The organism is Rhodocyclus gracilis (genome assembly GCF_009617575.1).
GTDB lineage: Bacteria > Pseudomonadota > Gammaproteobacteria > Burkholderiales > Rhodocyclaceae > Rhodocyclus > Rhodocyclus gracilis.
Genome location: NZ_WIXJ01000013.1, coordinates 1 through 24,774 on the forward strand (window position 1 = coordinate 1; position 24,774 = coordinate 24,774).

30 protein-coding genes and 1 pseudogene are annotated in these 24,774 nt (G+C 61.7%); 7 read left to right on the forward strand and 24 right to left on the reverse strand.

The features are described 5' to 3' along the window. Positions 1 to 403: pseudogene (locus GHK24_RS12510) on the forward strand (integrase core domain-containing protein); the annotation flags it as partial. A gap of 292 nt (positions 404 to 695) precedes the next feature. On the opposite strand, the gene GHK24_RS13930 reads toward GHK24_RS12510, so the two are convergent. Both GHK24_RS13930 and GHK24_RS14000 read right to left on the reverse strand, forming a co-directional pair. Then, positions 696 to 1,691: an FkbM family methyltransferase gene (locus tag GHK24_RS13930; protein ID WP_153473224.1), complete on the reverse strand. Its 996-nt coding sequence runs from the start codon at positions 1,689 to 1,691 to the stop codon at positions 696 to 698. Positions 1,692 to 2,196: 505 nt separating this feature from the next. Beyond that, positions 2,197 to 2,442 carry a recombinase family protein gene (locus tag GHK24_RS14000; RefSeq protein ID WP_153473225.1) on the reverse strand — a complete coding sequence of 82 codons (246 nt, stop codon included), beginning with the start codon at positions 2,440 to 2,442 and terminating at the stop codon, positions 2,197 to 2,199. 225 nt (positions 2,443 to 2,667) lie between these two features. Between GHK24_RS14000 and GHK24_RS12530 the strand changes: the two genes are divergently transcribed. Continuing rightward, positions 2,668 to 3,540 (forward strand): class II glutamine amidotransferase, encoded by an 873-nt coding sequence (locus tag GHK24_RS12530; RefSeq protein WP_340666189.1) that lies wholly within the window; start codon positions 2,668 to 2,670, stop codon positions 3,538 to 3,540. A gap of 31 nt (positions 3,541 to 3,571) precedes the next feature. Here GHK24_RS12530 and tatC read toward each other — a convergent pair whose 3' ends face one another. The 10 genes from tatC to hisB form a co-directional block, all read right to left on the reverse strand. Continuing rightward, the gene (tatC, locus tag GHK24_RS12535; RefSeq protein WP_153473228.1) at positions 3,572 to 4,474 is read right to left on the reverse strand and encodes a twin-arginine translocase subunit TatC; all 903 of its coding nucleotides are present in this window, start codon (positions 4,472 to 4,474) and stop codon (positions 3,572 to 3,574) included. Between the two features lie 8 nt (positions 4,475 to 4,482). Next, positions 4,483 to 4,941, reverse strand: coding sequence for a Sec-independent protein translocase protein TatB (gene tatB / locus GHK24_RS12540; RefSeq protein WP_153473229.1), 459 nt, complete (start codon positions 4,939 to 4,941; stop codon positions 4,483 to 4,485). 111 nt (positions 4,942 to 5,052) lie between these two features. Further along, on the reverse strand, positions 5,053 to 5,283 hold the full coding sequence (gene tatA, locus GHK24_RS12545) for a Sec-independent protein translocase subunit TatA (RefSeq protein WP_153473279.1): 231 nt from the start codon (positions 5,281 to 5,283) through the stop codon (positions 5,053 to 5,055). Beyond that, entirely contained in the window at positions 5,283 to 5,645 is a 363-nt protein-coding gene (locus GHK24_RS12550; protein ID WP_153473230.1) for a histidine triad nucleotide-binding protein, read from the reverse strand. The genes tatA and GHK24_RS12550 overlap by 1 nt, the downstream gene beginning before the upstream one ends. Before the next feature lie 3 nt (positions 5,646 to 5,648). Beyond that, positions 5,649 to 5,969, reverse strand: a complete 321-nt coding sequence (locus GHK24_RS12555) for a phosphoribosyl-ATP diphosphatase (protein WP_153473231.1) — start codon at positions 5,967 to 5,969, stop codon at positions 5,649 to 5,651. After that, the gene (gene hisI / locus GHK24_RS12560; protein ID WP_153473232.1) at positions 5,966 to 6,373 is read right to left on the reverse strand and encodes a phosphoribosyl-AMP cyclohydrolase; all 408 of its coding nucleotides are present in this window, start codon (positions 6,371 to 6,373) and stop codon (positions 5,966 to 5,968) included. Before hisI ends, GHK24_RS12555 begins: the two co-directional genes overlap by 4 nt. A gap of 28 nt (positions 6,374 to 6,401) precedes the next feature. Then, entirely contained in the window at positions 6,402 to 7,163 is a 762-nt protein-coding gene (hisF, locus tag GHK24_RS12565; protein WP_153473233.1) for an imidazole glycerol phosphate synthase subunit HisF, read from the reverse strand. A gap of 28 nt (positions 7,164 to 7,191) precedes the next feature. Continuing rightward, positions 7,192 to 7,935, reverse strand: a complete 744-nt coding sequence (hisA, locus tag GHK24_RS12570) for a 1-(5-phosphoribosyl)-5-[(5-phosphoribosylamino)methylideneamino]imidazole-4-carboxamide isomerase (RefSeq protein ID WP_153473234.1) — start codon at positions 7,933 to 7,935, stop codon at positions 7,192 to 7,194. Between the two features lie 146 nt (positions 7,936 to 8,081). Further along, positions 8,082 to 8,750: an imidazole glycerol phosphate synthase subunit HisH gene (gene hisH, locus GHK24_RS12575; RefSeq protein WP_153473235.1), complete on the reverse strand. Its 669-nt coding sequence runs from the start codon at positions 8,748 to 8,750 to the stop codon at positions 8,082 to 8,084. After that, a complete protein-coding gene (hisB, locus tag GHK24_RS12580) occupies positions 8,750 to 9,337 on the reverse strand; it encodes an imidazoleglycerol-phosphate dehydratase HisB (protein ID WP_153473236.1) in 588 nt (195 codons plus the stop codon). Before hisB ends, hisH begins: the two co-directional genes overlap by 1 nt. A 74-nt stretch (positions 9,338 to 9,411) precedes the next feature. Between hisB and hisC the strand changes: the two genes are divergently transcribed. Continuing rightward, positions 9,412 to 10,494 (forward strand): histidinol-phosphate transaminase, encoded by a 1,083-nt coding sequence (hisC, locus tag GHK24_RS12585; protein ID WP_153473237.1) that lies wholly within the window; start codon positions 9,412 to 9,414, stop codon positions 10,492 to 10,494. Further along, positions 10,494 to 11,198 (forward strand): nitroreductase, encoded by a 705-nt coding sequence (locus tag GHK24_RS12590; protein WP_153473238.1) that lies wholly within the window; start codon positions 10,494 to 10,496, stop codon positions 11,196 to 11,198. Before hisC ends, GHK24_RS12590 begins: the two co-directional genes overlap by 1 nt. Positions 11,199 to 11,270: 72 nt before the next feature. Here the strand turns inward: GHK24_RS12590 and hisD are convergent, their stop codons facing one another. From hisD to GHK24_RS12650, 12 genes are all read right to left on the reverse strand, one after another. After that, positions 11,271 to 12,581 (reverse strand): histidinol dehydrogenase, encoded by a 1,311-nt coding sequence (gene hisD / locus GHK24_RS12595; RefSeq protein ID WP_153473239.1) that lies wholly within the window; start codon positions 12,579 to 12,581, stop codon positions 11,271 to 11,273. Beyond that, positions 12,578 to 13,222 carry an ATP phosphoribosyltransferase gene (hisG, locus tag GHK24_RS12600; RefSeq protein WP_340666185.1) on the reverse strand — a complete coding sequence of 215 codons (645 nt, stop codon included), beginning with the start codon at positions 13,220 to 13,222 and terminating at the stop codon, positions 12,578 to 12,580. The genes hisD and hisG overlap by 4 nt, the downstream gene beginning before the upstream one ends. Positions 13,223 to 13,276: 54 nt before the next feature. Beyond that, the gene (gene murA / locus GHK24_RS12605) at positions 13,277 to 14,530 is read right to left on the reverse strand and encodes a UDP-N-acetylglucosamine 1-carboxyvinyltransferase (protein ID WP_167681456.1); all 1,254 of its coding nucleotides are present in this window, start codon (positions 14,528 to 14,530) and stop codon (positions 13,277 to 13,279) included. Beyond that, positions 14,523 to 14,768, reverse strand: a complete 246-nt coding sequence (locus GHK24_RS12610) for a BolA family protein (RefSeq protein ID WP_153473240.1) — start codon at positions 14,766 to 14,768, stop codon at positions 14,523 to 14,525. The genes murA and GHK24_RS12610 overlap by 8 nt, the downstream gene beginning before the upstream one ends. 3 nt (positions 14,769 to 14,771) lie before the next feature. Continuing rightward, the gene (locus tag GHK24_RS12615) at positions 14,772 to 15,524 is read right to left on the reverse strand and encodes an ABC transporter permease (protein WP_153473241.1); all 753 of its coding nucleotides are present in this window, start codon (positions 15,522 to 15,524) and stop codon (positions 14,772 to 14,774) included. Next, positions 15,521 to 16,366: an ABC transporter ATP-binding protein gene (locus GHK24_RS12620; RefSeq protein WP_422917825.1), complete on the reverse strand. Its 846-nt coding sequence runs from the start codon at positions 16,364 to 16,366 to the stop codon at positions 15,521 to 15,523. Before GHK24_RS12620 ends, GHK24_RS12615 begins: the two co-directional genes overlap by 4 nt. A gap of 99 nt (positions 16,367 to 16,465) precedes the next feature. After that, positions 16,466 to 16,747: an STAS domain-containing protein gene (locus GHK24_RS12625; protein WP_153473243.1), complete on the reverse strand. Its 282-nt coding sequence runs from the start codon at positions 16,745 to 16,747 to the stop codon at positions 16,466 to 16,468. Beyond that, entirely contained in the window at positions 16,744 to 17,385 is a 642-nt protein-coding gene (locus GHK24_RS12630; protein WP_153473244.1) for an MlaC/ttg2D family ABC transporter substrate-binding protein, read from the reverse strand. Before GHK24_RS12630 ends, GHK24_RS12625 begins: the two co-directional genes overlap by 4 nt. An 87-nt stretch (positions 17,386 to 17,472) precedes the next feature. Next, the gene (locus GHK24_RS12635; RefSeq protein ID WP_228384694.1) at positions 17,473 to 18,222 is read right to left on the reverse strand and encodes an MlaA family lipoprotein; all 750 of its coding nucleotides are present in this window, start codon (positions 18,220 to 18,222) and stop codon (positions 17,473 to 17,475) included. Further along, a complete protein-coding gene (gene mlaD, locus GHK24_RS12640; protein WP_153473245.1) occupies positions 18,219 to 18,689 on the reverse strand; it encodes an outer membrane lipid asymmetry maintenance protein MlaD in 471 nt (156 codons plus the stop codon). The genes GHK24_RS12635 and mlaD overlap by 4 nt, the downstream gene beginning before the upstream one ends. Beyond that, positions 18,689 to 19,480: a lipid asymmetry maintenance ABC transporter permease subunit MlaE gene (gene mlaE / locus GHK24_RS12645; RefSeq protein ID WP_153473246.1), complete on the reverse strand. Its 792-nt coding sequence runs from the start codon at positions 19,478 to 19,480 to the stop codon at positions 18,689 to 18,691. Before mlaE ends, mlaD begins: the two co-directional genes overlap by 1 nt. Beyond that, on the reverse strand, positions 19,477 to 20,298 hold the full coding sequence (locus GHK24_RS12650; RefSeq protein ID WP_422917827.1) for an ABC transporter ATP-binding protein: 822 nt from the start codon (positions 20,296 to 20,298) through the stop codon (positions 19,477 to 19,479). The genes mlaE and GHK24_RS12650 overlap by 4 nt, the downstream gene beginning before the upstream one ends. A 263-nt stretch (positions 20,299 to 20,561) precedes the next feature. On the opposite strand from GHK24_RS12650, the gene GHK24_RS12655 reads away from it, so the two are divergent. From GHK24_RS12655 to GHK24_RS13935, 3 genes are all read left to right on the forward strand, one after another. Further along, positions 20,562 to 21,965: an AAA family ATPase gene (locus GHK24_RS12655; RefSeq protein WP_153473247.1), complete on the forward strand. Its 1,404-nt coding sequence runs from the start codon at positions 20,562 to 20,564 to the stop codon at positions 21,963 to 21,965. An 84-nt stretch (positions 21,966 to 22,049) separates the two neighbouring features. Further along, on the forward strand, positions 22,050 to 23,882 hold the full coding sequence (locus GHK24_RS12660) for a pilus (MSHA type) biogenesis protein MshL (protein WP_153473248.1): 1,833 nt from the start codon (positions 22,050 to 22,052) through the stop codon (positions 23,880 to 23,882). Beyond that, the gene (locus GHK24_RS13935) at positions 23,879 to 24,745 is read left to right on the forward strand and encodes a tetratricopeptide repeat protein (protein ID WP_153473249.1); all 867 of its coding nucleotides are present in this window, start codon (positions 23,879 to 23,881) and stop codon (positions 24,743 to 24,745) included. The genes GHK24_RS12660 and GHK24_RS13935 overlap by 4 nt, the downstream gene beginning before the upstream one ends. Positions 24,746 to 24,774: the final 29 nt, after the last annotated feature.

Genomic DNA, 24,774 nt, shown 5'->3' on the forward strand with positions numbered 1-24,774 from the left:
CAATCTCCTTTCAACATCACGAAAATTGTGCCGAAAATTCCAGCTCAAATTGGTACGAAATTTCGGTGTAGCCTCACCGCAGGTCTTGCGGTCGGACAACGGGCCTGAGTTCGTGTCCTGCGCGCTACTGCGTTGGGCGGCCAGCCAGAATCTCGACATGGCGCTGATTGATCCGGGCAAGCCTTGGCAAAACGGGACGACCGAGAGCTTCAACGGCAAATTTCGGGATGAGTGCCTGTCGATGGAGTGGTTCCGCCATCGGTTCGAGGCCAAGGGCCTCATCGAGCAATGGCGTCAGCACTACAATGAGGTTCGCCCGCATTCGAGCCTGGGTAACCAGACGCCAGCGGCGTTCAAGAAAACCCGTCTATCCCCCCCCAACCGGAGGCCGTTCTCCAAGAATACGTGGTCCGAAGAATTCAGGCAGGTCATGATTTTTAAAGAAAACCGAAATATCCGAAGCTTGGGGAGTGAAACAAAGTTTCTTTCGCCAGCTCCTTTTCCCGCCAACCCAAAGCCGTTTTAAGTCTGTTGTTCAAACGCAACAGATTTCGCTGAAGCGAGAAACTGACGACAGGACAGTAGGCAACCGGATTGTCCACCTACAGGCCCGCAGGAGGCTTTAGTAGGCGATTTCTTGACCGACATTTCTAGCATCAGGAAATCGCATTATCCATATTAAGGACTTTCTATGCTTAGGCGGGTATCGCAAACGCATGGGTCTCATTCGCATGAAATGCCAAGTGTCTAAGATAGACACGATAATTCGAATCCAATTCGAGTAGCATTTTAGGTATTCTGTATAGGTTTTCTATTTGATGGTAAGCGCCTGCAATAATTTTTGGCTTACGCTGCGAAATAATCCCCGAAGCGCCCTCTAACCCGGCGATAATCGCATCTCCGCTAGGATCGAATTTCAAGAACGAAACTGGCGTATCGATGAAGTAACTGTCGATCGTGTGAATGTTGACCGAAATGTCACCATCTGGACTAATGTGACCGCAATAACGATATGCGCCAAACATGGATGACTTTCTGAATCTCAGCTCTCCGTTTTTTGAACCGACGCCACTGTTTTCAACGGAAACATATTCGACCCCTCCCACATTCTGCTTCAAAAAACGGAACGTATCTGGATCGGGCTCAAATGCGTATATATGCTTTGGCTTTAGATTCTTCTGATAAAGATGTTCAATAAACGGGATTACGGTATTCCCGTTTTCCGCACCGACATCTACGAAAACTTCATTGTCGTTGTACTCAATGAAATCCTGATTGAAATAATATTTGTACTCCGTTTCTGCCATTGGAGACGACCAAGATAGACCAAATTTCTTTGTATTCTCTATGACCGTATCACTGTACTCATCCAAAAATTCATTTAGCGCGCCATAGCTTTCCCCGACCAAACAAAGCGCAATTCTGGACACAAAAATATCACGAGACCTATCATCGGCCAGCCGGTCGTAAACAAACTCAATCAAGTCCGCATCTCTTTCAATGATGTGCGACGATTGATTTTTGTCTTGCCATGCCATCAATCCGCATAAGCAGTTACTAAGATAGTAACGTACCCGTTTGCCATATTTTTCTCTTTGCTGCTCTGCAAAATAAATCTGCTTAGCATTTAATCCCATCGATAGAAGTTGCGCATTAGCAACTTCGCTTCCTAAAGAAACCGCGATTACCACATGCACCGACTCAAGGCGAGTTTTAATGTAACTGACCGCATTACATTGCAGCTCTTCAAAAATACAGCCATGTTTGTTTTGGTCATTATCAACAAAACCAGAAACGCGTATGCCAGAGTGTTTAAATGCCTTAGCAAATTGTTGCCCCAGTTCCCCGGCCCCAAAAATAAATATGTCTGACCGGGAAGATGTCGCAACCTCGGCCCCCCCTCAAATATCGCCTCTGAAAAAGATATTGCCTTTTTGTATTTAGAAAGTTTTTCGCTGATTTTTTTTAATGCACTATTCATTTGCGCTCATTTCAATATCAGAGTAAGTGATTAAAATATAACTGGCACGTAATACCTTATTAGCACCAAAATCATTGGCGGTTAATCTAGGCCGCTCTCGTTTCTGATTTTGCTATTCTAGTATTTTTCCTTGATATCAATTTTCTGTCTTTGCTTCAGGCAAACGTATTTACATCTTTCCATAAACGGAAATTTTGAAACATTTTCAAGACATCTCAGACTTCGTGGGCACGGGACATCACCGAGATCGAGATGATCAATTTAGTAAAATTCACCCTTATTGAATCTTTGCTGTAAACATGACTATCCGTGAGCGTGACGATATTTATACCGGCACGGATTATTTTCAGTAATATCTCGAAGACATCGATAACTTCTGTTCTCGAAATTCGGTCTAAAGACTCGACGATTAGATAAGAGCCAATCTTGACTTTACCTGTTTTTATCGCCTCAATGAACACCCCCCGCGCTCGACATTCTTTCCACGAAATGCTGAGATACCAAGATCACGCAGATTCAGCGTCTTATCGAGAACCAGCCCATGTTCAGCCACATATCGCTCAGAGGCCTCAAGTTGGCGACGAAGCGAATCACCCTTTAGTTGCTGAGGTATCGAGAAACGGACATATGAATACGCAGTGGCAGGCATTATGTCCATGCTATCATTGCAAGCGGAGGAATGTAAAATTTGCCAATTATTAGGAATGAACTGCAACACGCCGACGGACATCTGCTTTTCGTTCGCCGGCTTTCAACGCCGTGGCGGAGCGACGGACGTTCACGCCGACGGCTGGGGAATCGCCTTTTTCGAGGGACGCGGCGCGCGTCTTTTCCTCGACCCGCAGCCCTCGTGCAAGTCGCCCGTGGCGGAACTCGTCCGCAACTACCCGATCCACTCGAAGAACGTCATCGCCCATATTCGCAAGGCGACGCATGGCCGTGTCGCGCTGGAAAACACGCATCCGTTCATGCGCGAGCTATGGGGGCGCTACTGGATCTTCGCCCACAACGGCGCGCTCCCCGAGAATCTCGCTCCGCCCACGGAGGCGTCAGCGACGCACGACGAAGCCACCGAAAGCGGCTTTCAGCCGGTCGGCACCACCGATAGCGAAGCGGCCTTCTGCTGGATACTGCGCCAGCTGCGGCAACGCTTCGGCGCCACGCCGCCCGCCCGCGACGACCTGTTCTCGACCTTGCAGGCGCTGACGCTCGAATTGGGCGCACGCGGCGAATTCAATTACCTGCTCTCGAACGGTGACTGGCTCTTCGCACATTGCTCGACGAAACTGGCTTTCGTCGTGCGCAAGGCACCGTTTGACGTGGCACACCTCGCCGACGAAGACCTCAGTGTCGATTTCTCGGAGCTGACGACGGCCGCTGACCGCGTTGCCGTCATTGCCACGACGCCGCTGACCGACAACGAGCAATGGACGACCATGCCGGCCGGCAGTCTGTGGCTCTTTGAGGAAGGCGAACCCGTCGCGCAGGCGGCCACTGTCGCTGCTCCGCCACGCACCACCACACCGCTGCCGGGTTGCACCGACACCTGCACGCCCTGACGGCCTGGCAGGTGTCGTACAAGGCGGCGGGCTAGCGCAACGGCGGTTCGCCTGCGTCTGTGCCCGTGGAGGCTGGCTCAGCAGCCGGAGGCAGCGCCGCCGTTTCCACTGTCGTCCTTACCGACCCCGACCCTTCGCCTTGCGCAGAGGCGGCGTGTGCCGCCGGCGGATACGTCGGGCCCGGCGACACCTCGGCGGGCAAATCATCGGCAGCCGCACTGCGCTTACCGATGACACGCGCGAGGATGAGGCCCAACTCGAACAACAGGCAGAGCGGCACCGCCAGCATGATCTGCGAGACGATGTCCGGCGGCGTAAACACCGCCCCGACGACGAAAGCGCCGACGATGACGTACGGCCGCCAAGCCTTCAGCTTCTCGATGGAGACCACACAGGTCCGCACGAGAACCACCACAACAACCGGCACTTCAAAAGCCGAGCCAAAGGCAAGGAAAGTCGTCAAGACGAACGACAGATACTTGTCGATATCGGTCATCCACGCGACGCCCTGCGGCGCAACGCGGGCCATGAATCCGAACACCGTCGGAAAGACCAGGAAGTAGGCAAACGACATACCGATGAAGAACAGCACGACGCTGGCGACGACAAGCGGCAAGGCCAGCCGCTTCTCGTGCTTGTAGAGGCCCGGCGCAACGAAGGCCCAGACCTGATAGAGCACGAAGGGCAGCGCGATCACCAGGGCCACCATCAGCGTGACTTTCATCGGCACCAGAAAGACACCGATGACGTCCGTCGCGATCATTTGCCCGCCTGCCGGCAAGGCGACGAGCAGAGGCTGCGCAAACAGCGTGTAGATTTCCTTCGACCACGGAAAGAGGGCGACGAAAACGATGGCAATCGCCAGCAGGGCACGAATCAGCCGATTGCGCAGTTCTACGAGGTGGCTGAAAAAAGACTCTTCACCGTCGACCATAGGAAAACTCAGTCCTTGCGCTCTGCGGCGCTAATCGCTGGCGCGGGCGAAGCCGGTAGCGGCGAAACGGGAGCCGCTGGGGAAGCTACGGGCGTCTGAGAGAGGGTGTCCGCAGGCACCGACGAGGCGGAAGCCACCGTCTCTGGCGGAACAGGCGGAGACGTATCGCTCACGGTGGCGCGGAGCGTCTGCGCCGCATCGTCGAGCGCCTGCTGCGCGTTGGCGACGCCGGTGGCCATCCCGCTTTCGAGCTTGCGGGCGGTTTCGGCCAGCTCGGCCTGCAGCTTGCGCAGTTCATCGAGTTGCATTTCGCGGTTGATGTCGGCCTTGACGTTGGCGACATAGCGCTGCAAACGACCGAGCATGACGCCCAGCGTGCGCGCGACCGTCGGCAAGCGGCGCGGGCCGATGACGATCAGCGCGACGACGCCGATGATCAGCAGTTCGGAAAAAGCAACGTCAAACATGGCGGAGGAAAGCCCGGAAGCGCGTCAGAAAGGCGTAGCGACGGACAGCCGCAAACCGCGACGGAGGGCCTGCGACATCGCCGGACTGACGCGATCACGCACTAGGAGCGCTCACGAGCGGGTTTTTTCGCGAATTTCGCCTTCGATCGTCTGCCCGGTCGCCGCCTGCGGCGGCGCCACCGGCTCGGCCGGCTTCTCGTCGGTCGCGTCTTTCATGCCTTCCTTGAAGCCCTTGACCGCGCCGCCGAGGTCCTGCCCGACGTTACGCAGCTTCTTGGTGCCAAAAATGAGCAGGATGATGACGAGAACAATCAACCAGTGCCAGATACTGAACGAACCCATCATTCGTCTCCTTGAAGGCGGGCAAGCATCGGTCCGACAGGCGCCGATCCGCCGATGATATGTGCGTGAAGATGCTGGACTTCCTGCTGACCGATCCGGCCGGTATTGATCACCAGCCGGAAACCATCGGGACTGCCGTTCTCCACTGCCAGCCGCCTGGCGACGACGAGCAGGTGGCCCAACGTCGGAGCATCGTCGGCCCCCACCTCGGCCAGCGAGCTAATGTGCCGCTTCGGGATGACCAGAATATGTACCGGGCGCAGCGGGTTGATATCGTGGAAAGCGAACACCTCGTCGTCCTCATAGACCTTGCGCGAGGGAATCTCGCCCCGGACGATGCGGCAGAAGATGCAGTTCTCCATGGTTTACGCGCTCCGTGACTTCTTCTCATCGACGCCGGAGATGCCTTCGCGCCGGCGCAGTTCCTGCAGGACATCCTCGATGGAAAGGCCATAAAAGGCCAGCAAGACCATCACGTGAAAAAGAACGTCGGTCGACTCCCAGACGACGTTCAGGCGGTCGCCTTCCTTGCCCGCCATGATCAGTTCGGCACATTCCTCGCCGATCTTCTTGAGAATGGCATCCGGCCCTTTGGCCATCAACTGGGCGGTGTACGAGGTCTGCGGGTCGGCATTGCGCCGTTCCGCCAAGGTTTCCGAGAGACGATGCAACAGATCGATGTTCATTTTTTGTAGATTTCTCCGGGGTTCTTCAGCACAGGATCAACCACCTGCCAGTGCGCCCCGTCCGTCTGATAAAAGAAGCAGCTTTGGCGACCAGTGTGGCAGGCGATGCCGCCTTCCTGCTCCACAGCCAGCAATATCGCATCGCCATCGCAATCCGTCCGGATGGCGCGCACCCGCTGCACATGGCCCGATTCTTCGCCCTTGCGCCAGAAACGCTGACGTGAGCGGGACCAGTATACCGCGAAGCCTTCGCGCACCGTTTCTGCCAGCGCTTCGCGGTTCATCCAGGCAAGCATGAGCACGCACCCGCTATGGGCATCCTGCGCAATAGCCGGGATCAGCCCGTCGGCATCCCACGTAAGGGCGTCGAGCCACGGCAGGGAAGGATCGAGATCGACGCTCATCGCCACCCGCTCCCGCGACGCAGGGCGCTCACAGGCGCACCTCGATGCCGCGTGCGGCCATGTATTCCTTGGCCTCGCGGATCGTGAATTCGCCGAAATGGAAGATGCTCGCCGCCAAGACCGCGTCGGCGCGACCTTCGCTCACGCCGTCCGCAAGGTGCTGCAACGAGCCGACGCCGCCGCTGGCGATCACCGGAATATCGACAGCATCGGAGACCGCGCGCGTCAGCGCCAGATCGAAGCCGCTGCGCGCGCCATCGCGATCCATGCTGGTGAGCAGGATTTCGCCGGCGCCGAGTTCCTGCACGCGACGCGCCCAGGCAACCGCATCGAGCCCGGTACGCGTTCGCCCGCCGTGCGTGAAGACTTCCCACGCTCCGGGCGCCACCTCTTTGGCGTCGATGGCGACAACGATGCACTGCGAACCGACCTTGGCCGACGCCTCAGCCACCAAATCGGGGTTTTGCACCGCCGAGGTGTTGATGCTGACCTTGTCGGCGCCGGCATTGAGCAGGCGGCGCACATCGCCGATCTCACGCACACCACCGCCAACGGTGAGGGGGATGAACACCTGCGACGCACACGCTTCGATGATCGACAGGATGATGCCGCGCTGATCCGACGACGCCGTGATGTCGAGGAAAGTAACCTCGTCAGCGCCCTGCTCATCGTACCGGCGCGCGATTTCCACCGGATCGCCGGCGTCGCGCAGATTGACGAAGTTGGTCCCTTTGACGACGCGCCCTGCCGTCACGTCGAGACAGGGAATGATACGTTTGGCTAGCGCCAAGATTGAAACCCGTGAGTCCTTTCCCGGCTCAGCCCGCGCCGAGACGATCGGCTTCCGCCTGCGCCGCCGCGAAATCGAGCGAACCGTCGTAAATGGCCCGACCAGCGATGGCACCGACAACGCCTTCGCCCTCGATCGCACACAGGGCGCCGATGTCGTCCAGAGAAGAGAGACCGCCACTGGCATACACCGGAATACGCAGTGCCTGCGCCAGCTTGACGGTCGCCTCGATGTTGAAGCCGGAGAGCATGCCATCGCGGCCGATGTCGGTATAGATGATGCCCTCGACGCCGTAATCCTCGAATTTCTTCGCCAGATCAATGACATCGTGGCGCGTCAATTTCGACCAGCCGTCGACCGCCACCTTGCCATCGCGCGCGTCCAGACCGACGATGACGTGCCCCGGAAAGGCGCCGCAGGCGTCGTGCAGGAAGCCCGGATTCTTCACTGCCGCGGTGCCGATGATGACGTAACTGATACCGGCATCGAGCACGCGCTCGATGGTGTCGAGGTCGCGGATGCCGCCGCCGAGCTGCACCGGAATGTCGTCGCCGACAGCCTCGACGATCTTCTTGATCGCCGCTGCGTTCTTCGGCTGCCCGGCAAACGCGCCATCGAGATCGACTACGTGCAAACGACGCGCGCCCTGATCGAGCCAGTGCTTCGCCTGTTCGCCCGGGGAAACCGAAAAAACGGTGGCATCGTCCATCAGGCCTTGCTTGAGGCGGACACACTGGCCGCCCTTCAGGTCAATTGCAGGAATGATCAGCATTTGGCAAAACGGAGAGAAGAGGAATCAGGAAGGAGGCGGCGCGAAATCTGCGAAGTGTCCATCAGGGATGCTTACGTCGGCAGACCGGCACGCCGGAGAGTCGATAAAAGAGGTAAAACGACCGCAGACTGCGGCCCTGACGGCCGTCAGGGCTTCCAACCGATGAAATTCGCCAAGAGGGTCAGGCCCGCTCGCGCACTCTTCTCCGGGTGGCACTGGACGGCGAAGATATTATCCCGCGCCACTGCGCTGGTAAAGGGGATGCCATAGCCGGTCGTGCCAGCAACGACGGTCGAATCCGCCGGGTCGACGTAGTAGCTGTGCACGAAATAAAAACGCTCTTCGTCGGCGATATTCGCCCACAGGGGATGCGCTGCCGTACGGCAGCCGCTGCCGGCCGCTTGCTGTACGCGGTTCCAGCCCATGTGCGGCACTTTCAGGCGCAGACCCGCCGGATCGACCATCTGCGACGCTGGAAAACGACGCACACGACCGGCAAAGATTCCGAGCCCGGCCACATCGCCTTCTTCGCTGTGCTCGAACAGCATCTGCAAACCGATGCAAATCCCCAGAAAAGGCTTGTTGCGGGCCGCGTCGACAAGTGCACCGCGCAAGCCGCGCGCGTCGACTTCCCGCATACAGTCGGGCATGGCGCCTTGTCCCGGAAAGACCACACGATCCGCTGCCGCGACGACGGCCGGGTCGGCCGTCACGACGACTTTCGACTCACCCGCCACCTGAGCCAGCGCCTGCCAGACCGAGCGTAAGTTACCCATGCCGTAATCGATGACGGCGACCGTGCCGGAAGCCGACATTACAAGGCTCCCTTGGTCGAAGGAATGCTGCCGGCGGCACGCGGATCGACCTCGCAGGCCATGCGCAGCGCCCGGCCAAAGGCCTTGAAGACGCTCTCGGCCTGGTGATGCGCGTTGTCACCGCGCAACGTGTCGATATGCAGCGTGATCTGCGCGTGATTGACCAGCGCCTGGAAAAACTCGCGCACCAGGTCGACATCGAAGACACCGATCTGCGCGCGTGTGAACTCGACGTTGAAACTCAGGCCCGGACGCCCGGAAAGATCGACGACGACGCGCGACAGCGCCTCGTCGAGCGGCACGTAGGCGTGGCCGTAGCGGCGCAGCCCCTTCTTGTCGCCAAGCGCGCGAGCCAGCGCCTGACCAAGCGTGATGCCGATATCCTCGACCGTGTGGTGCGCGTCGATGTGCAAATCGCCCTTGGCCGCCACCTCGAGATCGATGCCGCCGTGGCGGGCGATCTGGTCGAGCATGTGATCGAGAAAGGGCACGCCACTGGCCAGACGGCCAACGCCGGCACCGTCAAGATCGAGGGCTACGGAAACCTGCGTTTCCAGAGTATTGCGTGTAATTTCAGCTCGCCGCATCGTAAGCGCCACAAGGGATTGGAACGGAAGGGGCATGATACCATTCCGACCATTGTCCGAGCCCCGAGAAGCGCATGAGCCGATACTGGAGTGACGTTACACGCCGCCTGACCCCCTACGTCCCCGGCGAACAGCCCAAGCTGAGCCGCCTCGTCAAACTCAACACCAACGAAAATCCTTACCCGCCCAGCCCGAACGTTCTCGCGGCCATGCAGGGCGAACTCGGCGACGACGCGGCCAGCCTGCGTCTCTATCCCGACCCCAACGCGGATCGCCTGAAGTCAGCCATCGCCCACTTCTTTGCCGACGCCGGCATCGGCGCGGCAAATGTCTTCGTCGGCAACGGCTCGGACGAAGTGCTGGCGCATGTCTTCCAGGCGTTGCTCAAGCACGACAGGCCGGTGCTTTTTCCCGACATCACCTACAGCTTCTATCCGGTGTATTGCGGACTCTACGACATCGACTTCGAGACCGTTCCTCTCGACGAAGACTTCGCCATCGACAGCGCCGATTACCTGCGCCCGAACGGCGGCATCATCTTCCCGAATCCGAACGCGCCGACCGGCCGCCTGCTGCCGCTGCAAGACATCGAGCGCATCGTCGCCGGCAACCCGGACTCGGTGGTCGTCATCGACGAAGCCTATATCGACTTCGCGGCGGAAGACGTACCGACGGCCGTCGCTCTGGTGTCGCGCTACCCGAATCTGCTGGTCGTCCAGACGCTGTCGAAGTCGCGTTCCCTCGCCGGCTTGCGCGTCGGCTTCGCCATCGGCCACCGCGACCTGATCGAAGCGCTCGACCGCGTCAAAAACAGCTTCAACTCTTACCCGCTCGACCGGCTCGCGATCACGGCCTCGGTCGCCGCGCTGCTGGACCGCGCCCATTTCGACACGACCCGGCGCGCCGTCATGCGTAGCCGCGAGGAACTTGTCGCCGATTTGCAGCGCCTCGGCTTCGACTGTGTGCCATCCGCCGCCAACTTCATCTTCATCCGGCATCCACAGCACGACGCCGCGACGCTCGCCGCCGCCCTGCGCGAGCGTGCCATCATCGTTCGCCACTTCCGGCTGCCGCGCATCGATCAGTACCTGCGCATCACCATCGGCACCGACGCGCAGTGTGTCGACCTGCTTGCCGCCCTGAGGGAGATTCTCTGATGAGCCAGACACCGCCGCGCCCTGACGCCGTTGCCGCCGTTGATGAGGCGATCCGCACCCGGCACTCGATCCGCCGCTTCCTGCCGACACCGGTGGCGCGTGAGGTCGTTGAAGAGCTGCTGGCGCTGGCGGCCTGCGCGCCGTCCGGCACCAACGTCCAGCCGTGGAAGGTCTACGCGCTCGCTGGCGACGAAAAAACCCGCCTGTCGTCCGCCATCATCGACAAATTCAACAGCACCGGCATGGACGGCCGCGAGTTCGACTACTACCCGAAGCAATGGGTCGAGCCCTGGCTCGGACGGCGGCGCAAGGTTGGCTTCGCGCTCTACGGACTGCTCGGCATCGGTAAGGAAGACAAAGCGGCCATGAAGCAGCAGACGGCGCGCAATTACCTCTTCTTCGACGCGCCGGTTGGCCTCATCTTCACCATTGACCGGCGGCTTGGGCAAGGCATGTTCATCGACTACGGCATGTTCATGGCCAACCTGATGACCGCTGCCCGCGCCCGCGGACTCGACACCTGTGCACAGGCGGCGTTTGCCGACTATCACGTGACGATTCGCGAAGTTCTCGACATCCCTGACGACGAAGTCGTCGTCTGCGGCATGGCGCTGGGCTACGCCGACCCTGACGCCATCGAAAACACGCTACGCTCGGAACGCGAACCCGTCGCCGGCTTCAGCAGCCTGCGCGGCTTTCCCTAAGCGACCTCACGGCGGACGGTAGCGAAGAGGCCGCCGCCGCGAAGAGCAGAAGCTCGCGCGACGACATAAGACTCAGCGTGCCGGCGGGTCGAGCCGGTATTCAGCGGAGCGTGCGTGCGCCGGCAAGCCTTCACCCTCCGCCAGCGTCGCGGCGATGCGACCGAGCGTTTGCGCCCCGGCCTGCGAGACGCGGATCAGGCTGCTGCGCTTCTGGAAGTCGTAAACGCCCAGCGGCGATGAGAAGCGCGCACTGCCCGAGGTCGGCAGCACGTGGTTCGGCCCAGCACAGTAGTCGCCCAGCGCTTCCGAGGTATAGCGACCGATGAAGATCGCCCCCGCGTGGCGGATTTTCAGCAGCCAGGCCTGCGCGTCGGCAACCGACAATTCGAGGTGCTCAGGCGCGATCTGGTTGGCCAGCGCACACGCCTCGTCGAGATCGCGCACCTGAATCAGGGCACCACGGTTTTCCAGCGCCGCGCGGATGACCTCGCGGCGCGGCATCGTCGGCAGCAGACGCTCGATGGCGGCGGCAACGCGCGCAAGATAATCAGCGTCCGGACAGAGCAGGATCGACTGCGCCAGCTCGTCGTGTTCCGCCTGCGAGAAGAGGTCCATCGCCACCCAGTCAGGATCGGTCTGCCCGTCGCAGACGACGAGGATTTCCGACGGCCCGGCCACCATGTCGATGCCAACGACGCCGAAGACGCGCCGCTTGGCGGCGGCGACATAGGCATTGCCCGGACCAACGATCTTGTCGACCTGCGGAACAGTCTGTGTACCGTAGGCCAGCGCGCCAATCGCCTGCGCGCCACCAATGGTGAATACGCGATCAACGCCGGCGAGCGCAGCAGCAGCGAGCACCAGCGCGTTTTTCTCGCCGCCCGGCGTCGGCACCACCATGATCAGCTCACCGACGCCCGCGACACGAGCCGGAATGGCGTTCATCAGCACCGATGACGGATAGGCGGCCTTACCCCCCGGAACGTACAAGCCAACGCGGTCGAGCGGCGTCACCTGTTGCCCGAGCAGGGTGCCGTCCGCTTCCTCGTACTGCCAGCCACGCAATGGTTGATGCTCGTGGTAGGCGCGAACGCGGGCAGCGGCGGCTTCCAGCGCGCTGCGTTGCGCCGCCGGCAAACCTTCGAGTGCCGCCTGCAACTCAGCGGCCGGCAATGCCAGTTGCGCCATGTCGCTGACCGCCAGACGGTCGAAGCGCTGCGTGTATTCGACGACAGCCGCGTCGCCACGGGTCTTAACGTCAGCCAGAATCGCCGCCACCGTGCGGTCGACGGACTCATCCTGCGCCCCTTCGAAGGCCAGCAGGGCATTTAGACGCGCCGCAAAATCGGCGTCGGTCGAGGAGAGACGTTTGATGGCGATCATGGGCGCACCGCTGCCGTAAAGGCGTCGAGGATCGGCGCCAGCGACTCGCGTTTGAGCTTCAGCGCCGCCTGGTTCACGATCAGACGCGAGGAAATATCGAGGACGTGCTCGACCGCGACGAGGCGGTTGGCCTTCAGCGTGCTGCCAGTCGACACGAGGTCGACGATGGCGTCGGCCAATCCGGCGAGCGGTGCCAGCTCCATCGAGCCGTAGAGTTTGATCAGATCGACGTGTACGCCCTTGGCCGCGAAGTGCTCGCGGGCGATGCGCAGGTATTTCGTCGCCACCTTGAGACGCGCGCCCTGGCGCACGGCATGCGCGTAATCAAAGCCCTCCGGCACGGCGACCATCATCCGGCAGCGGGCAATGTTCAGGTCGAGCGGTTGGTAGAGCCCCGCGCCGCCATGTTCGATCAGCACATCACGCCCGGCAACGCCCAGATCTGCCGCGCCATGCTGCACGTAGGTCGGCACGTCGGACGCCCGCACGACGACGACGCGCACGTCGGGGCGGCTGGTCTGGATGATGAGCTTACGCGAGGTATCGGGATTTTCGTCCGGGACGATTCCGGCCGCCGCCAGGAGCGGCAGCGTTTCCTCGAAGATACGACCCTTCGAGAGGGCGATGGTAATGCCGTTCACGGCGTCATCCTGCTCGTTAAAGCGGCGATTTTACCGCATCGCCGCCCCACCGCCTCAGGGAACGCGACGAACCCGCGCGCCCAGACGCGAGAGTTTCTCTTCGATCCGCTCGTAGCCACGATCCAGGTGGTAGATACGCTCGATCAGCGTTTCACCCTGCGCCGCCAGGCCGGCAATGACAAGACTGGCAGAAGCACGCAGATCGGTCGCCATGACGGTCGCGCCGTTCAGATGCGGCACACCGGTGACGACGGCGTTGCTGCCATCGATGCGGATGTCGGCACCGAGACGGATCAGCTCGACGGCGTGCATGAAGCGATTCTCGAAAATCGTCTCGCGGATGATCGCCGAGCCTTCCGCCGCACAGTTGAGCGCCATGAACTGCGCCTGCATGTCGGTGGGAAAGGCCGGATACGGCGCCGTGCGCAAGCTCACTGCCTTCAGACGCGGCGGCGCCTTGAGGGTGATCGCGTCACGCTCGATATCGATGTCGCAGCCGGCATCGAGCAGTTTGTCGATGACCACATCGAGATAAGCCGAGGAAGTCCGCGTCAGGCGCACCTCGCCCCCCGTCGCGGCAGCCGCGCACAGGTAAGTGCCGGTTTCAATACGGTCGGGCATGATCGAGTGCGTCGCGCCGTGCAGACGCTCAACCCCCTGAATGCGGATGACGCCGGAGCCCGCGCCGGAAATCTGCGCGCCCATCGCCGACAGGCAATTGGCGAGATCGACGACTTCCGGCTCGCGTGCGGCGTTCTCAATGATCGTCTCGCCTTCAGCCAGCGTTGCCGCCATCATCAGGTTTTCGGTGCCCGTCACCGTCACCATGTCGGTGACGATGCGCGCCCCTTTCAGACGACTGGCCCGCGCGATGACGTAGCCGTTTTCGACGCGGATGTCCGCCCCCATCGCCTGCAATCCCTTGATGTGCTGGTCGACCGGACGGGCGCCGATGGCGCAGCCGCCGGGCAGCGACACCTTGGCTTCGCCGCAACGCGCCAGAAGCGGCCCGAGGACGAGAATCGAGGCGCGCATGGTCTTCACCATGTCGTACGGCGCCAGCGGCTGCGTGATGCTGCGGCTATCGAGCGACAGGCCGTCGGCGCCCTCCAGCGTCACGCCGACGCCCATCTGCGCGATCAGGCGCAGCATGGTCGACACATCGTTCAGATGCGGCAGGTTCGTGAGGTTGAGCGTTTCTGACGACAGCAGGCTGGCGCAGAGGATCGGCAGCGCGGCGTTCTTGGCCCCGGAAATCACGACTTCACCCGCGAGCGGCACCCCGCCCTGAATCAGCAACTTATCCACGTGCCGCACTCCATTCCGCCGTCGTCAGCGTCTGCATCGACAGGGCATGCAGCTCGCTGCTGTCGAAATAGGCACGCAACACGCCATTGACGTGCTGCTGGCGGGCGACGCGACTCTTGCCGACAAAATCGTCGCTGACGATCCGCGCCTCGAAATGCTGCCCGTCCCCCGTCACCTCGACATGCGTGCAGGCGATGCCCGCGGCGATCAGTTGCTGAAGTTTTTCCGGTTGCATCATGAATCAGTTCCTTAGCTTGTAACCACTACGCAGCAAGGCCAGCGTCGCCAGCGCGACGACGACAAAGCAAGCGCCGACGACGGCGAGGCTGGTTTCGGGCGGCGCATCGGAGACGCCGAAGAAGCCGTAGCGGAAGCCGTCGATCATATAAAAAACGGGATTGAAGTGCGAAACCTGCCGCCACACTGGAGGCAGCGTCGCAATCGAGTAGAAAACGCCGGAGAGCATGGTCAGCGGCAGAATCAGGAAATTCTGGAAGGCGGCCAGCTGGTCGAATTTTTCGGCCCAGATGCCGCCGATGACGCCGAGCGCACCCATGATGCCGCCGCCGAGCAGCGCGAAGAGAACGATCCACAGCGGCGAGTAAAACGTCATGGGCGTGAAGAACGCTGTCGCCGCCAGTACCGCCGCGCCGACCACCATGCCACGTACGACGGCGGCGCCGACAAAGGCAAGGAACAGCTCGGCCCAGGAGATCGGCGGCAGCAGGATAAAGACGATGCTGCCCGTCACCTTCGACTGGATCAGACTCGACGAGCTGTTGGCGAAGGCGTTTTGCAGCACCGACATCATGACGAGGCCGGGAATCAGGAAGGCGGTGTACGCCACCTCGTGCACCCGCACATGCTCATCAAGCACGTGCGCGAAAATCAGCAGATAAAGGATCGCCGTCAGTACGGGCGCCGCGATGGTCTGGAAGCCGACCTTCCAGAAACGCTGCACTTCCTTGCGAAAGAGGGTGACGGCGCCGCTCATGCGCCCGCTCCGCCGGCATGCATGATGTCGAGGAAGACATCTTCGAGGTCGCCCTGCAACAACTGCACGTCGGCGAGACGACAGCCGGCGACGCGCAAGGTCGCCAGCAAGGGCTCGATGTCGGTTGGCGTTGCCAGACGAAAACGCCAAGCGCCATCCTCGGCAACAGCACGCTCGCGCAAGGCATCTGGCAGCGTATCGCCCGCCGCCAGACGGACCACCAGAGCGTGACTGGAATGCCGCGCCAGAAGATTCGCCGTCGTGTCGAGTGCCACCACGCGCCCCTCCTTGAGCATCGCGATGCGGCCACACAGCGCCTGCGCCTCGTCGAGGTAATGCGTGGTCAGAATCACCGTCTGGCCTTCGCGATTGAGGCGGCTGACGAACTGCCACAAGCCCTGCCGCAGTTCGACGTCCACACCGGCGGTCGGCTCGTCGAGGACGATGACGGGCGGCTTGTGCACCAAGGCCTGCGCGACCAAGACGCGCCGCTTCATGCCACCGGAGAGGCGCCGCATGTTCGTATCGGCCTTGGCGGTGAGATCGAGCTCGGCGAGGATTTCGTCGATCCAGTCGTCGTTGTTGCGGATGCCGAAATAGCCGGACTGGATACGCAGGGTTTCGCGCACGGTGAAGAAGGGGTCGAAAACCAGTTCCTGCGGCACGACGCCGAGCACTCGACGCGCCGCACCGGCATCGCTGACGACATCGTGGCCCATGACGCGAAGATGCCCGGCATCCGGGCGAGCCAGACCGGCCAGACAGGAAATCAGCGTTGTCTTGCCGGCGCCATTAGGGCCGAGCAGACCGAAAAACTCACCGGCGCGAATGTCGAGCGACACCCCGGCGAGTGCGCTCAGGGCGCCAAACCTCTTTTCAACCTGCTGAATGGAAACTGCGACGTCGATGACGCCCTCTCCTAAGGCTTTGATACCCGTCGCTCAGGCGAGCGGGAGGAATTCGGAGACGCCGTAGAGATCGGCGAGACTGAGCAGGCTGGCTGGCGTATTGGCGATGCGCACGCTGCCACCGCGCGCCGCCGCACGGCGCGCCCATGCGAAAATGACGGCCAACGCGGAAGAGTCGGATTCACTCACGGCGCCAAGATCGAACAGCGTCACGCCGTCGCCCAGCCGCGTCGCGCCCTCTTCCATCAAGGTCTGCGCGTTACCGAACACCATCGGCACGGTCACGCGCTGGCAATCGCCCGCCGTGTCGATCATTTGCGATCCGCGGCCTTGCCGGATTCGAGCTGGCGATTTTTGGTGACGAGCATCTGGATGAGGCCGTCGATGCCGGAGGTGCTGACTTCCTGACGGAAAGTGTCGCGATAGTTCGTCACCAGACTGATGCCACCAACGATGACGTCGTACACCTTCCAGCCGTCAGAATGCTTCTCGACGGCGTAGTCGAGCTGTACCGGCTTGCTGCCCGGCTGCAGGATTTCGGTCTTGACGATGACGTCCGTATCGCTGTCCTGCCCCTTGAACGGCTTGTAGGAGACGGTCTGGTTGCGATACGAGGTCAGCGCGTTGGAGTAGGTGCGCACGAGCAAGGTGCGGAATTCGTCGGAAAGGCGCTTTTTCTGCTCCGGCGTCGCCTTGTTCCAGTCGCGGCCGACCGCCAGCGCGGTCATGCGCTGAAAGTTGAAATACGGCAGCACCTTGTTTTCGACGAGATCGATGGCCTTCTTGGTGTTGCCGTTCTGGATATCGCGATCGGCGCGCACGATGGTCAGCACTTCATCGGTCACACGCTTGATCATGGCGTCCGGCGACGATTCCTGCGCCAAGACAGAACCAGCCACAAGGAAAGAGAGCCCGAGACAGAGGGCAGAGAATTTAGCGAGTAGCGACTTCATGAGCGGCTTCCGAAAAACGTAAAGACATGCGCCCCCGAAAACACCGGGGAGATCGCGCGTAGCAACAATGAACGGTGTGCGCGGCGACTATTCCGCCGAATCGGCGTCGTCGGCCGGCAGCGGCGCGCCGTCGCGAATCTGGCTGCGCCGGTATTGCAGGTAAGCATTGCGGATGTAGCTGTACTTGTCGAAGGCGGCTTCTTCGACGACGCGATCAGCCGGCAGCAGGCTGGCGCGCATGTCGATGAAACGTACGCCGACGAGCGTGTTGCGCACCGGCACGTCGTTGAGATCCCACACCGGATCGGCCCACGAATCGACCGCCCAGCCAAAGGTGTCGCGCGTCGTGCGCGGCCCGATGATCGGCCAATAGAAATACGGCCCTTCGCCGACCCCCCAGGTGCCGAGCGTCTGGCCGAAGTCTTCGGAATGCTTGGTCATCCCCATTTCACTGGCGACGTCGAAGACACCACCGATACCGACGACGGTATTCACGAGGAAACGACCGGCATCGCTCGCCGCATCGCTCGGCTTGCCTTGCAGCAGGTCATTCACGGCCGTCCAGGCGTCGTACAGGTTGCCGAAGAAATTGCCAACCGCTGCCTTGACCGGCAGGGGCGCAGCTTCGTCGTAGCCCTTGGCGACCGGTTTGACGACGGTGTCGATGCCCTCGTTGACCGAGAACATGGCGCGATTGAAGCCTTCAAACGGGTCCTGCGTTTCCACTGCCTGCGCGCTGGCAACACAGCAGAGCGCGAGCGCCGAAGCGACGGGAACGAAACGACGGAGTCGTTGCGCAATCTGCTGTTTCACGAAACCACCCTTTCCGATCATCATTTTTTATCAGGACCGTCCGAGGCCTTGCTGAACAGGAACTGGCTGATCAGCTTCTCGAGCACCACCGCCGACTGCGTCTTGGCGATGACATCGCCCGCCTGCAACAGCTTTTCATCCCCTCCGACATCGAGACCGACGTATTGTTCGCCCAGCAGACCGGACGTAAGGATCGAGGCAAAGGTGTCTTTCGGGAAGTGGTAGCGAGCGTCGACGTTGATCGTTACCACGGCTTCGTAGGTCTGCGGGTCGAAGCGAATCTCGCCGACACGTCCTACCGCCACCCCGGCGCTCTTCACCGGCGCGCGCACTTTCAGGCCGCCGATGTTATCAAACTTGGCTTGCAGGGCGTAGGTCTCGGAGAAGTTGGCCGAGGAGAGATTGCCTACCTTGAGCGCCAGAAACAGCAAGGCGGCAATGCCAAAGGCGACAAAAAAACCGACCCACAGGTCGAGCAACTTACGATTCATCAAAGCCCCCGGAACATGAACGAGGTCAGCACGAAGTCGAGCGCCAGAATGGCGAGCGCCGACGTGACGACCGTGCGTGTAATGGCACGCGAGACACCCTCGGCGGTGGGTGTCGAGTCATACCCTTCAAAAACGGCGATCAAGGAAACCGCCACGCCGAAAACAAAGCTCTTGATGACGCCATTGATGATGTCCTGGCGGAAATCCACCGACGACTGCATCTGCGACCAGAAAGCGCCGTCATCGACACCGATGAAGACCACCCCGATCAGATAGCCGCCAAACACCCCCATGGCAGAGAACATCGCCGCCAGGAGGGGCATCGAAATGACACCGCCCCAGAAACGCGGCGCGACGACGCGGGCCATCGGATTGACCGCCATCATGTCCATCGCGGTCAGTTGCTCGGTCGCCTTCATCAAGCCGATTTCCGCCGTCACCGACGAACCGGCGCGCGAGGCGAACAGCAGTGCAGCGACAACGGGACCGAGTTCGCGCGTCAGCGACAGGGCAACCAGCACGCCAAGGGCGTCGGCCGAACCGTAGCGCTGGAGCGTCTCGTAACCCTGCAAGCCGAGCACCAGCCCGACGAACAGACCCGACACAAGAATGATGAGCAGCGATAGAACGCCCGAAAAGTAGATCTCGCGGATCGTCAGCGGAAAGCGCCGGAACGACTGCCCGGAGTACACCAACAACATCACGAAGAAACGCGCAGCAAAGCCCAATCGCGCAATCTTTTCGTTCACGACATGCCCCAACCCGGACACCCACTCGGTCACTCGCGTCATACCGCCCCCTTGCCCAGCAATTCCTTGCCGAACGGCGGCGCGGGGTAATGGAAAGGCACCGGGCCATCGGCCTCGGCGTAAACAAACTGATGCACGAAGGGATCCTTCGACGCACGGATCTCGTCGGGCGTCCCCTGTGCGACGACACGACCGCCCGACATGAAGTAGATGTAATCGACGATGGCCAGCGACTCATGGATGTCGTGAGTCACCATGATCGACGTTGCCCCCAGCGCGTCGTTGAGACGGCGGATCAACTGACCGATGACGCCCAGCGAAATCGGGTCCAGCCCCGTGAACGGCTCGTCGTACATGATCAACAGCGGGTCCAGCGCAATCGCCCGTGCCAGCGCCACGCGCCGCGCCATGCCACCGGACAGCGCGCCGGGCATCAAGGCCTCAGCACCGCGCAGCCCGACCGCAGAGAGCTTCATCAGGGTGATGTCGCGGATCAACTCCTCCGACAGGCTCGTATGCTCACGCAGCGGATAAGCGACGTTATCGAACACGGACATGTCCGTAAACAGCGCGCCGAACTGGAACAACATCCCCATGCGGCGACGCAAGGCATACAACTCGTCATGCCCCATGCGGTCGACCGCGTGCCCGGCCACCTGCACCTCGCCATGCGTTGGCTTCAACTGGCCACCGATCAAACGCAGCAGCGTCGTCTTGCCGCAGCCGGACCCCCCCATGATGGCGATGACCTTGCCACGCGGGATGTCCATGTCGATGCCGCGCAGCACCGGACGCTCGTCGTACGAGAAATTGAGGCCGCTGATCTTGACCAGGCTGCCGCTATCTGACACCGGGAAGATTCCATCAAAAAATCAAGGGGGCGATTATAGCCGAAGCCACCGCCCCGCCCACCCGTATTTCTGACTCGGACATACGCAAAGCGCGCACGCGCGGCCGGCTCCCGCTATCATTCGCGCTGACGACGGTCACGCCGACGCACGCCTTATGCCAGATAGCAGAAACATGCCGAACTGGCCGCCTTGTTTGCAGGTCGCGCGGCCGAACTACTCTCTTACGAAAGTGCTCTATAAACCATCGCACCTCAGGCGAAGGAGCAGCAGCAATGTATCTTGAACATTTCGGTCTGCGCGAAGCCCCGTTCCGCATCACGCCGCATTCCGGATTCTTCTTCGCCGGCGCCAAGCGCGGCGCAACACTCGACGCCCTCGCTTACGCCATCACGCATGACGAAGGAATCGTCAAGGTCAGCGGCGAAGTCGGTAGCGGCAAAACCATGCTGTGCCGCATGCTCATCGAAAAGCTGCCCGCCAGTGTCGAGACGGTGTTCCTCGCCAATCCGTCGCTCTCGCGCGAAGACCTGCTCTTTGCCATCGCCAGCGAACTGAAGGCGCCCCTTCCAGAGGAGCGGACGCGGCTGCTGCTCGGCGCGCTTGAGGAACGACTGCGCGAAATCCACGCCGCCGGTCGCGACGTCGTCGTCATGGTCGACGAAGCCCACGCCGCACCGCAGGAAACCCTTGAAGAAATCCGACTTCTCTCCAATCTGGAAGCCAACGGGCACAAACTCGCCAAAATCGTCCTGTTTGGCCAGCCCGAGCTGAATGCCCGCCTCTCCGACCCGACGCTACGCCAGTTGCGCGAGCGCATCACCCACAACTTCGCGCTTGAACCGCTACGGCGCGACGACGTCGGCGCCTACCTGATGTTCCGCCTGCGAGCCGCTGGCTACCGCGGGCCGGACCTCTTCACGCCCGTCGCCCTGCAACTCATCAGCGATGCCTCGGAAGGTCTGACGCGGCGCATCAACATCCTCGCCGACAAGGCCCTGCAAAGCGCCTTCAACGACGGCGGCCATCTCGTCGACAACCGTCAGGCGCGCGCCGCCATCACTGAAGCCCAATTCGGCCCCATGCCCAAAGTGGCCGCGCCGCCCTGGGCGACGCGCCTGGGGATCAGTCTCGCCACGGCCGTCGTTCTCGCCGCCGCCGGCTACTGGCTGCTGCCGCTGAATCCGCCGGCGCCTCCCGTCGCCGTAGCGGACAGCAATACTACGGTGGCGGCCATTCCGGCGGCCGATGCCGCCACCGCAACGCCCGCCGGCTCGCCAGCAACGTCTGCCGCGCAGAATGCCAACGCGACCGACATCCCGCCGCCGTCGGCGGGCATCCCGGATCGCACCTCCGATGCTGCGCCCAACCTCGACGAGCGCATCACTGAGACCGCCGACTGGCTGCGCAAGACGCCCGCCACGCACTATTTCATCCAGCTATCGGCCAGCGACGCCGCCGACCGCGCCACCGCCGAGCGCCACCTCGACGAAGCGCTCAAGCTGCTCGATCCGCAACAAGTGAGAGCCTATCGCTCGGCACTCAGCGGGCGCGACCGCATCGGCATCATTTACGGCGACTACGCCACCCCCGCCCTCGGCGAAGCCGCGCTGGCGCAGCTGCCGCCGGCCATCCGCGAGAAGACCCCCTACCTCCGGCAAGTTCGCAAACTGCGCTGACATTTACGCCAAGCGCATTTTCATATTGCTGTAACAATTCGTTAACGGTAGCATCCTTATGGCATTTAATTATTCCATTTGGATATGCGCTCGCAACTCTTTGCCCTGACAGCCTCACTGCTTCTCTCGGCCTGCGCCGCACCGAGCGTCCGCACTCCGCTGACCGCCCATCTGAGCCACGATAACGTCGATACGCGCCCCGGCAATATCCCCGCACTGGTAAAAGCCCCGCTCTCGCTGCCGCCGCCCCGAGCCAGAAGCAAGGCCGAGACGTATAGCGTCATCGTCAATGGCGTCAAGGCGCACGATCTCCTCTTTGCACTGGCACGCGATGCACGCCTCAATGTCGATATTCATCCGGGCCTGAGCGGCACGGTGACGCTCAACGCCATCGACCAGACACTGCCGCAACTCCTCGCCCGCATCGCCCGCCAGATTGACATGCGTTTCGAGATCGACGGCACCAATCTGTCGGTGATGCCCGACACGCCCTATCTCAAGACTTACCAGATCGACTACGTGAACATGAGCCGCGACACCGCCGGAACGGTCGCTGTCAGCACGCAGGTCGCCTCCGGCGCGCCCGGCAGTAACGCAAGCGGCACCGCCAGCGTTGGCGTCGCCAGCACCAACAATTCGATCACCCGCATTGAAAACAAGGCGCAAAACCGCTTCTGGGACAAGCTCGAACAGAACATCAAGGACATCCTGCGCGAAACCGACAAGATACTGCCGGAAGGCACCAACGAAACCGTCGTCGAGCAAAGCTCGGCGCAGAGCACCACCGGCACCGGCGCCACCGCCGCCGCGCCGAACACCCGCGGCAAAGTCACCGCCGCGCCAACGCTCGCCACCAGCCCAAACCCGGCAACGCTGCAAAACAACGGCACCACCGTCGTCCGCCACTCGACCTTTCGCGAAGCCGCCTCAGTCATCGTCAATGCCGAATCGGGCGTCGCCACCGTCCGCGCCACGTCCCGCCAGCACGACAAGGTGCGCGAATTCATCGACCGGGTGATGGCCAGCGCCAAGCGGCAAGTGCTGATCGAAGCGACGATTGCCGAAGTGCAACTGGCCAACGATTACCAGCAAGGCATCGACTGGAGTGCCTTGCCGCTCGGCCGCGCGGGTTTTTCCGTCGTCCAGGGGGTCGCGCAAGGCAGCAAGAACATCACTGCTCCACCCGACAGCCTGCTGCAACTTTCGTACAAAAATGACGCCTCGCGCCTAGGCGGCTTCAAGGCGGCGATCAGTCTGCTTGAAGCTTTCGGCACCGTCAAAGTCCTCTCCAGCCCGAAGCTGTCGGTCATGAACAACCAGACGGCGGTACTCAAGGTCGTCGACAACGAAATCTATTTCACGCTGCGCGCCGACACCACGGCTAATACCAACACCACGACGACGACCTTCACCACCACCCTGCAATCGGTGCCGGTCGGTTTCGTCATGAACGTGACGCCGCAAGTCGGCGACGGCGACTCCGTCATGCTCAATATCCGCCCGAGCATTTCCAGCATCATCCGCACCGTTCCCGACCCGAACCCTTCACTGACCAACCCCTGCGGCTTTGGCGTCAGCGACTGCAAGATCGCCGCCGTGCAAAGCCATATCCCGGTCGTGCGTACCCGCGAGATGGAGTCCGTGCTTCGCGTCGACAACGGCAACATCGCCGTCATGGGCGGCCTGATCGAAGACAAGCTCGAATACATCGACAACACTGTGCCGGGCCTATCGCGCGCGCCCATCGTCGGCGAACTCTTCAAACAGCGCCGCGACCGTGCCAGCAAGACCGAACTGGTCGTTTTCCTGCGCCCCATCGTCCTGCGCACCGCCAGCATTGACGGCGATCTCGCCTCGCTGCGTCCGCTCCTTCCCGCGCGCGACTTCTTCAATGACGACGCGAGGAAGCAACCGTGAGCCACTCCTCTCGCCCGACGTGTCCCTGGCCTCCATCCCAACCGCTATCCCGGCGCCTAATCCGCGCCTTCCCCAGGCACTCAATCGCCACACTGGCCGCCAGCCTGCTCGGCTGTCTGCCGCTCCTCGGCGCTAACGCCCAAGGCATATCGGCACAAGCGTCGGCCGCAGCGACAACGACGACAGCGACGACAGCCGCGCCCGCCATCCCGCGCCCAGCACCGCCGCGCGACACTCGTCAAAGCGCCCCGCGCCACGCCGACACCGCCATCCACCTGCAACGCAACGCGCCGCAAGCACCGCCGCTCCTGCTGCGAGCCTATCGCGCGCTGCAAGACGGCCAACTCGACGCAGCCGCTCCCGACTACCGCAGCGCACTTGCGCGCGACCCGCACGATCTCGACGCCCTGCTGGGGCTCGCCCACATCGCTACACGTCGCGGCGACAACGAGCACGCAGCCACCCTCTACGGTCGGGCGCTGGAGAGCGACCCCGGCGATGCCGACGCGCTCGCCGGGCTGACCGCACTACAGGGCCCAATCGATCCCGCACAGGCCGAAAGCCGTCTGAAAAGCGCGCTCGACAGCAGCCCGACCTCGGCATCGCTGCACCTCGCACTGGGCGGGCTGATGGCAGAGCAGCAGCGCTGGCACGAAGCACAACAGGCCTATTTCCGGGCACTGACGCTCATCCCCGACAACGCCGACATTCTCTTCAACCTCGCCGTCTGTCTCGACCACCTGCGCCAAAGCCAACTCGCCGCCCAGCACTATCGCCGCGCCATGGATCTGGCCGGCAAAAGTCCGGCCACCTTTGACCGGCGAGCCGTCGAGCAGCGTCTGGCCGAACTCGCCTCCTCGTGACGCTCCCGCCCGCCACCACACCAGAGCCA

Coding starts and splice junctions, on each gene's coding strand:
- tatC (WP_153473228.1), bottom strand. CDS start 4,474: ATGGTCGACGGTGAAGAGTCTTTTTTCAGCCACCTCGTAGAACTGCGC.
- tatB (WP_153473229.1), bottom strand. CDS start 4,941: ATGTTTGACGTTGCTTTTTCCGAACTGCTGATCATCGGCGTCGTCGCG.
- tatA (WP_153473279.1), bottom strand. CDS start 5,283: ATGGGTTCGTTCAGTATCTGGCACTGGTTGATTGTTCTCGTCATCATC.
- GHK24_RS12550 (WP_153473230.1), bottom strand. CDS start 5,645: ATGGAGAACTGCATCTTCTGCCGCATCGTCCGGGGCGAGATTCCCTCG.
- GHK24_RS12555 (WP_153473231.1), bottom strand. CDS start 5,969: ATGAACATCGATCTGTTGCATCGTCTCTCGGAAACCTTGGCGGAACGG.
- hisI (WP_153473232.1), bottom strand. CDS start 6,373: ATGAGCGTCGATCTCGATCCTTCCCTGCCGTGGCTCGACGCCCTTACG.
- hisA (WP_153473234.1), bottom strand. CDS start 7,935: ATGCTGATCATTCCTGCAATTGACCTGAAGGGCGGCCAGTGTGTCCGC.
- hisH (WP_153473235.1), bottom strand. CDS start 8,750: ATGTCGGCTTCCGGCACGGTCGCCGTCATCGATTACGGCATGGGTAAC.
- hisB (WP_153473236.1), bottom strand. CDS start 9,337: ATGCGGCGAGCTGAAATTACACGCAATACTCTGGAAACGCAGGTTTCC.
- hisC (WP_153473237.1), top strand. CDS start 9,412: ATGAGCCGATACTGGAGTGACGTTACACGCCGCCTGACCCCCTACGTC.
- GHK24_RS12590 (WP_153473238.1), top strand. CDS start 10,494: ATGAGCCAGACACCGCCGCGCCCTGACGCCGTTGCCGCCGTTGATGAG.
- hisD (WP_153473239.1), bottom strand. CDS start 12,581: ATGATCGCCATCAAACGTCTCTCCTCGACCGACGCCGATTTTGCGGCG.
- GHK24_RS12610 (WP_153473240.1), bottom strand. CDS start 14,768: ATGATGCAACCGGAAAAACTTCAGCAACTGATCGCCGCGGGCATCGCC.
- GHK24_RS12615 (WP_153473241.1), bottom strand. CDS start 15,524: ATGAGCGGCGCCGTCACCCTCTTTCGCAAGGAAGTGCAGCGTTTCTGG.
- GHK24_RS12625 (WP_153473243.1), bottom strand. CDS start 16,747: ATGATCGACACGGCGGGCGATTGCCAGCGCGTGACCGTGCCGATGGTG.
- GHK24_RS12630 (WP_153473244.1), bottom strand. CDS start 17,385: ATGAAGTCGCTACTCGCTAAATTCTCTGCCCTCTGTCTCGGGCTCTCT.
- GHK24_RS12635 (WP_228384694.1), bottom strand. CDS start 18,222: ATGATGATCGGAAAGGGTGGTTTCGTGAAACAGCAGATTGCGCAACGA.
- mlaD (WP_153473245.1), bottom strand. CDS start 18,689: ATGAATCGTAAGTTGCTCGACCTGTGGGTCGGTTTTTTTGTCGCCTTT.
- mlaE (WP_153473246.1), bottom strand. CDS start 19,480: ATGACGCGAGTGACCGAGTGGGTGTCCGGGTTGGGGCATGTCGTGAAC.
- GHK24_RS12655 (WP_153473247.1), top strand. CDS start 20,562: ATGTATCTTGAACATTTCGGTCTGCGCGAAGCCCCGTTCCGCATCACG.
- GHK24_RS12660 (WP_153473248.1), top strand. CDS start 22,050: ATGCGCTCGCAACTCTTTGCCCTGACAGCCTCACTGCTTCTCTCGGCC.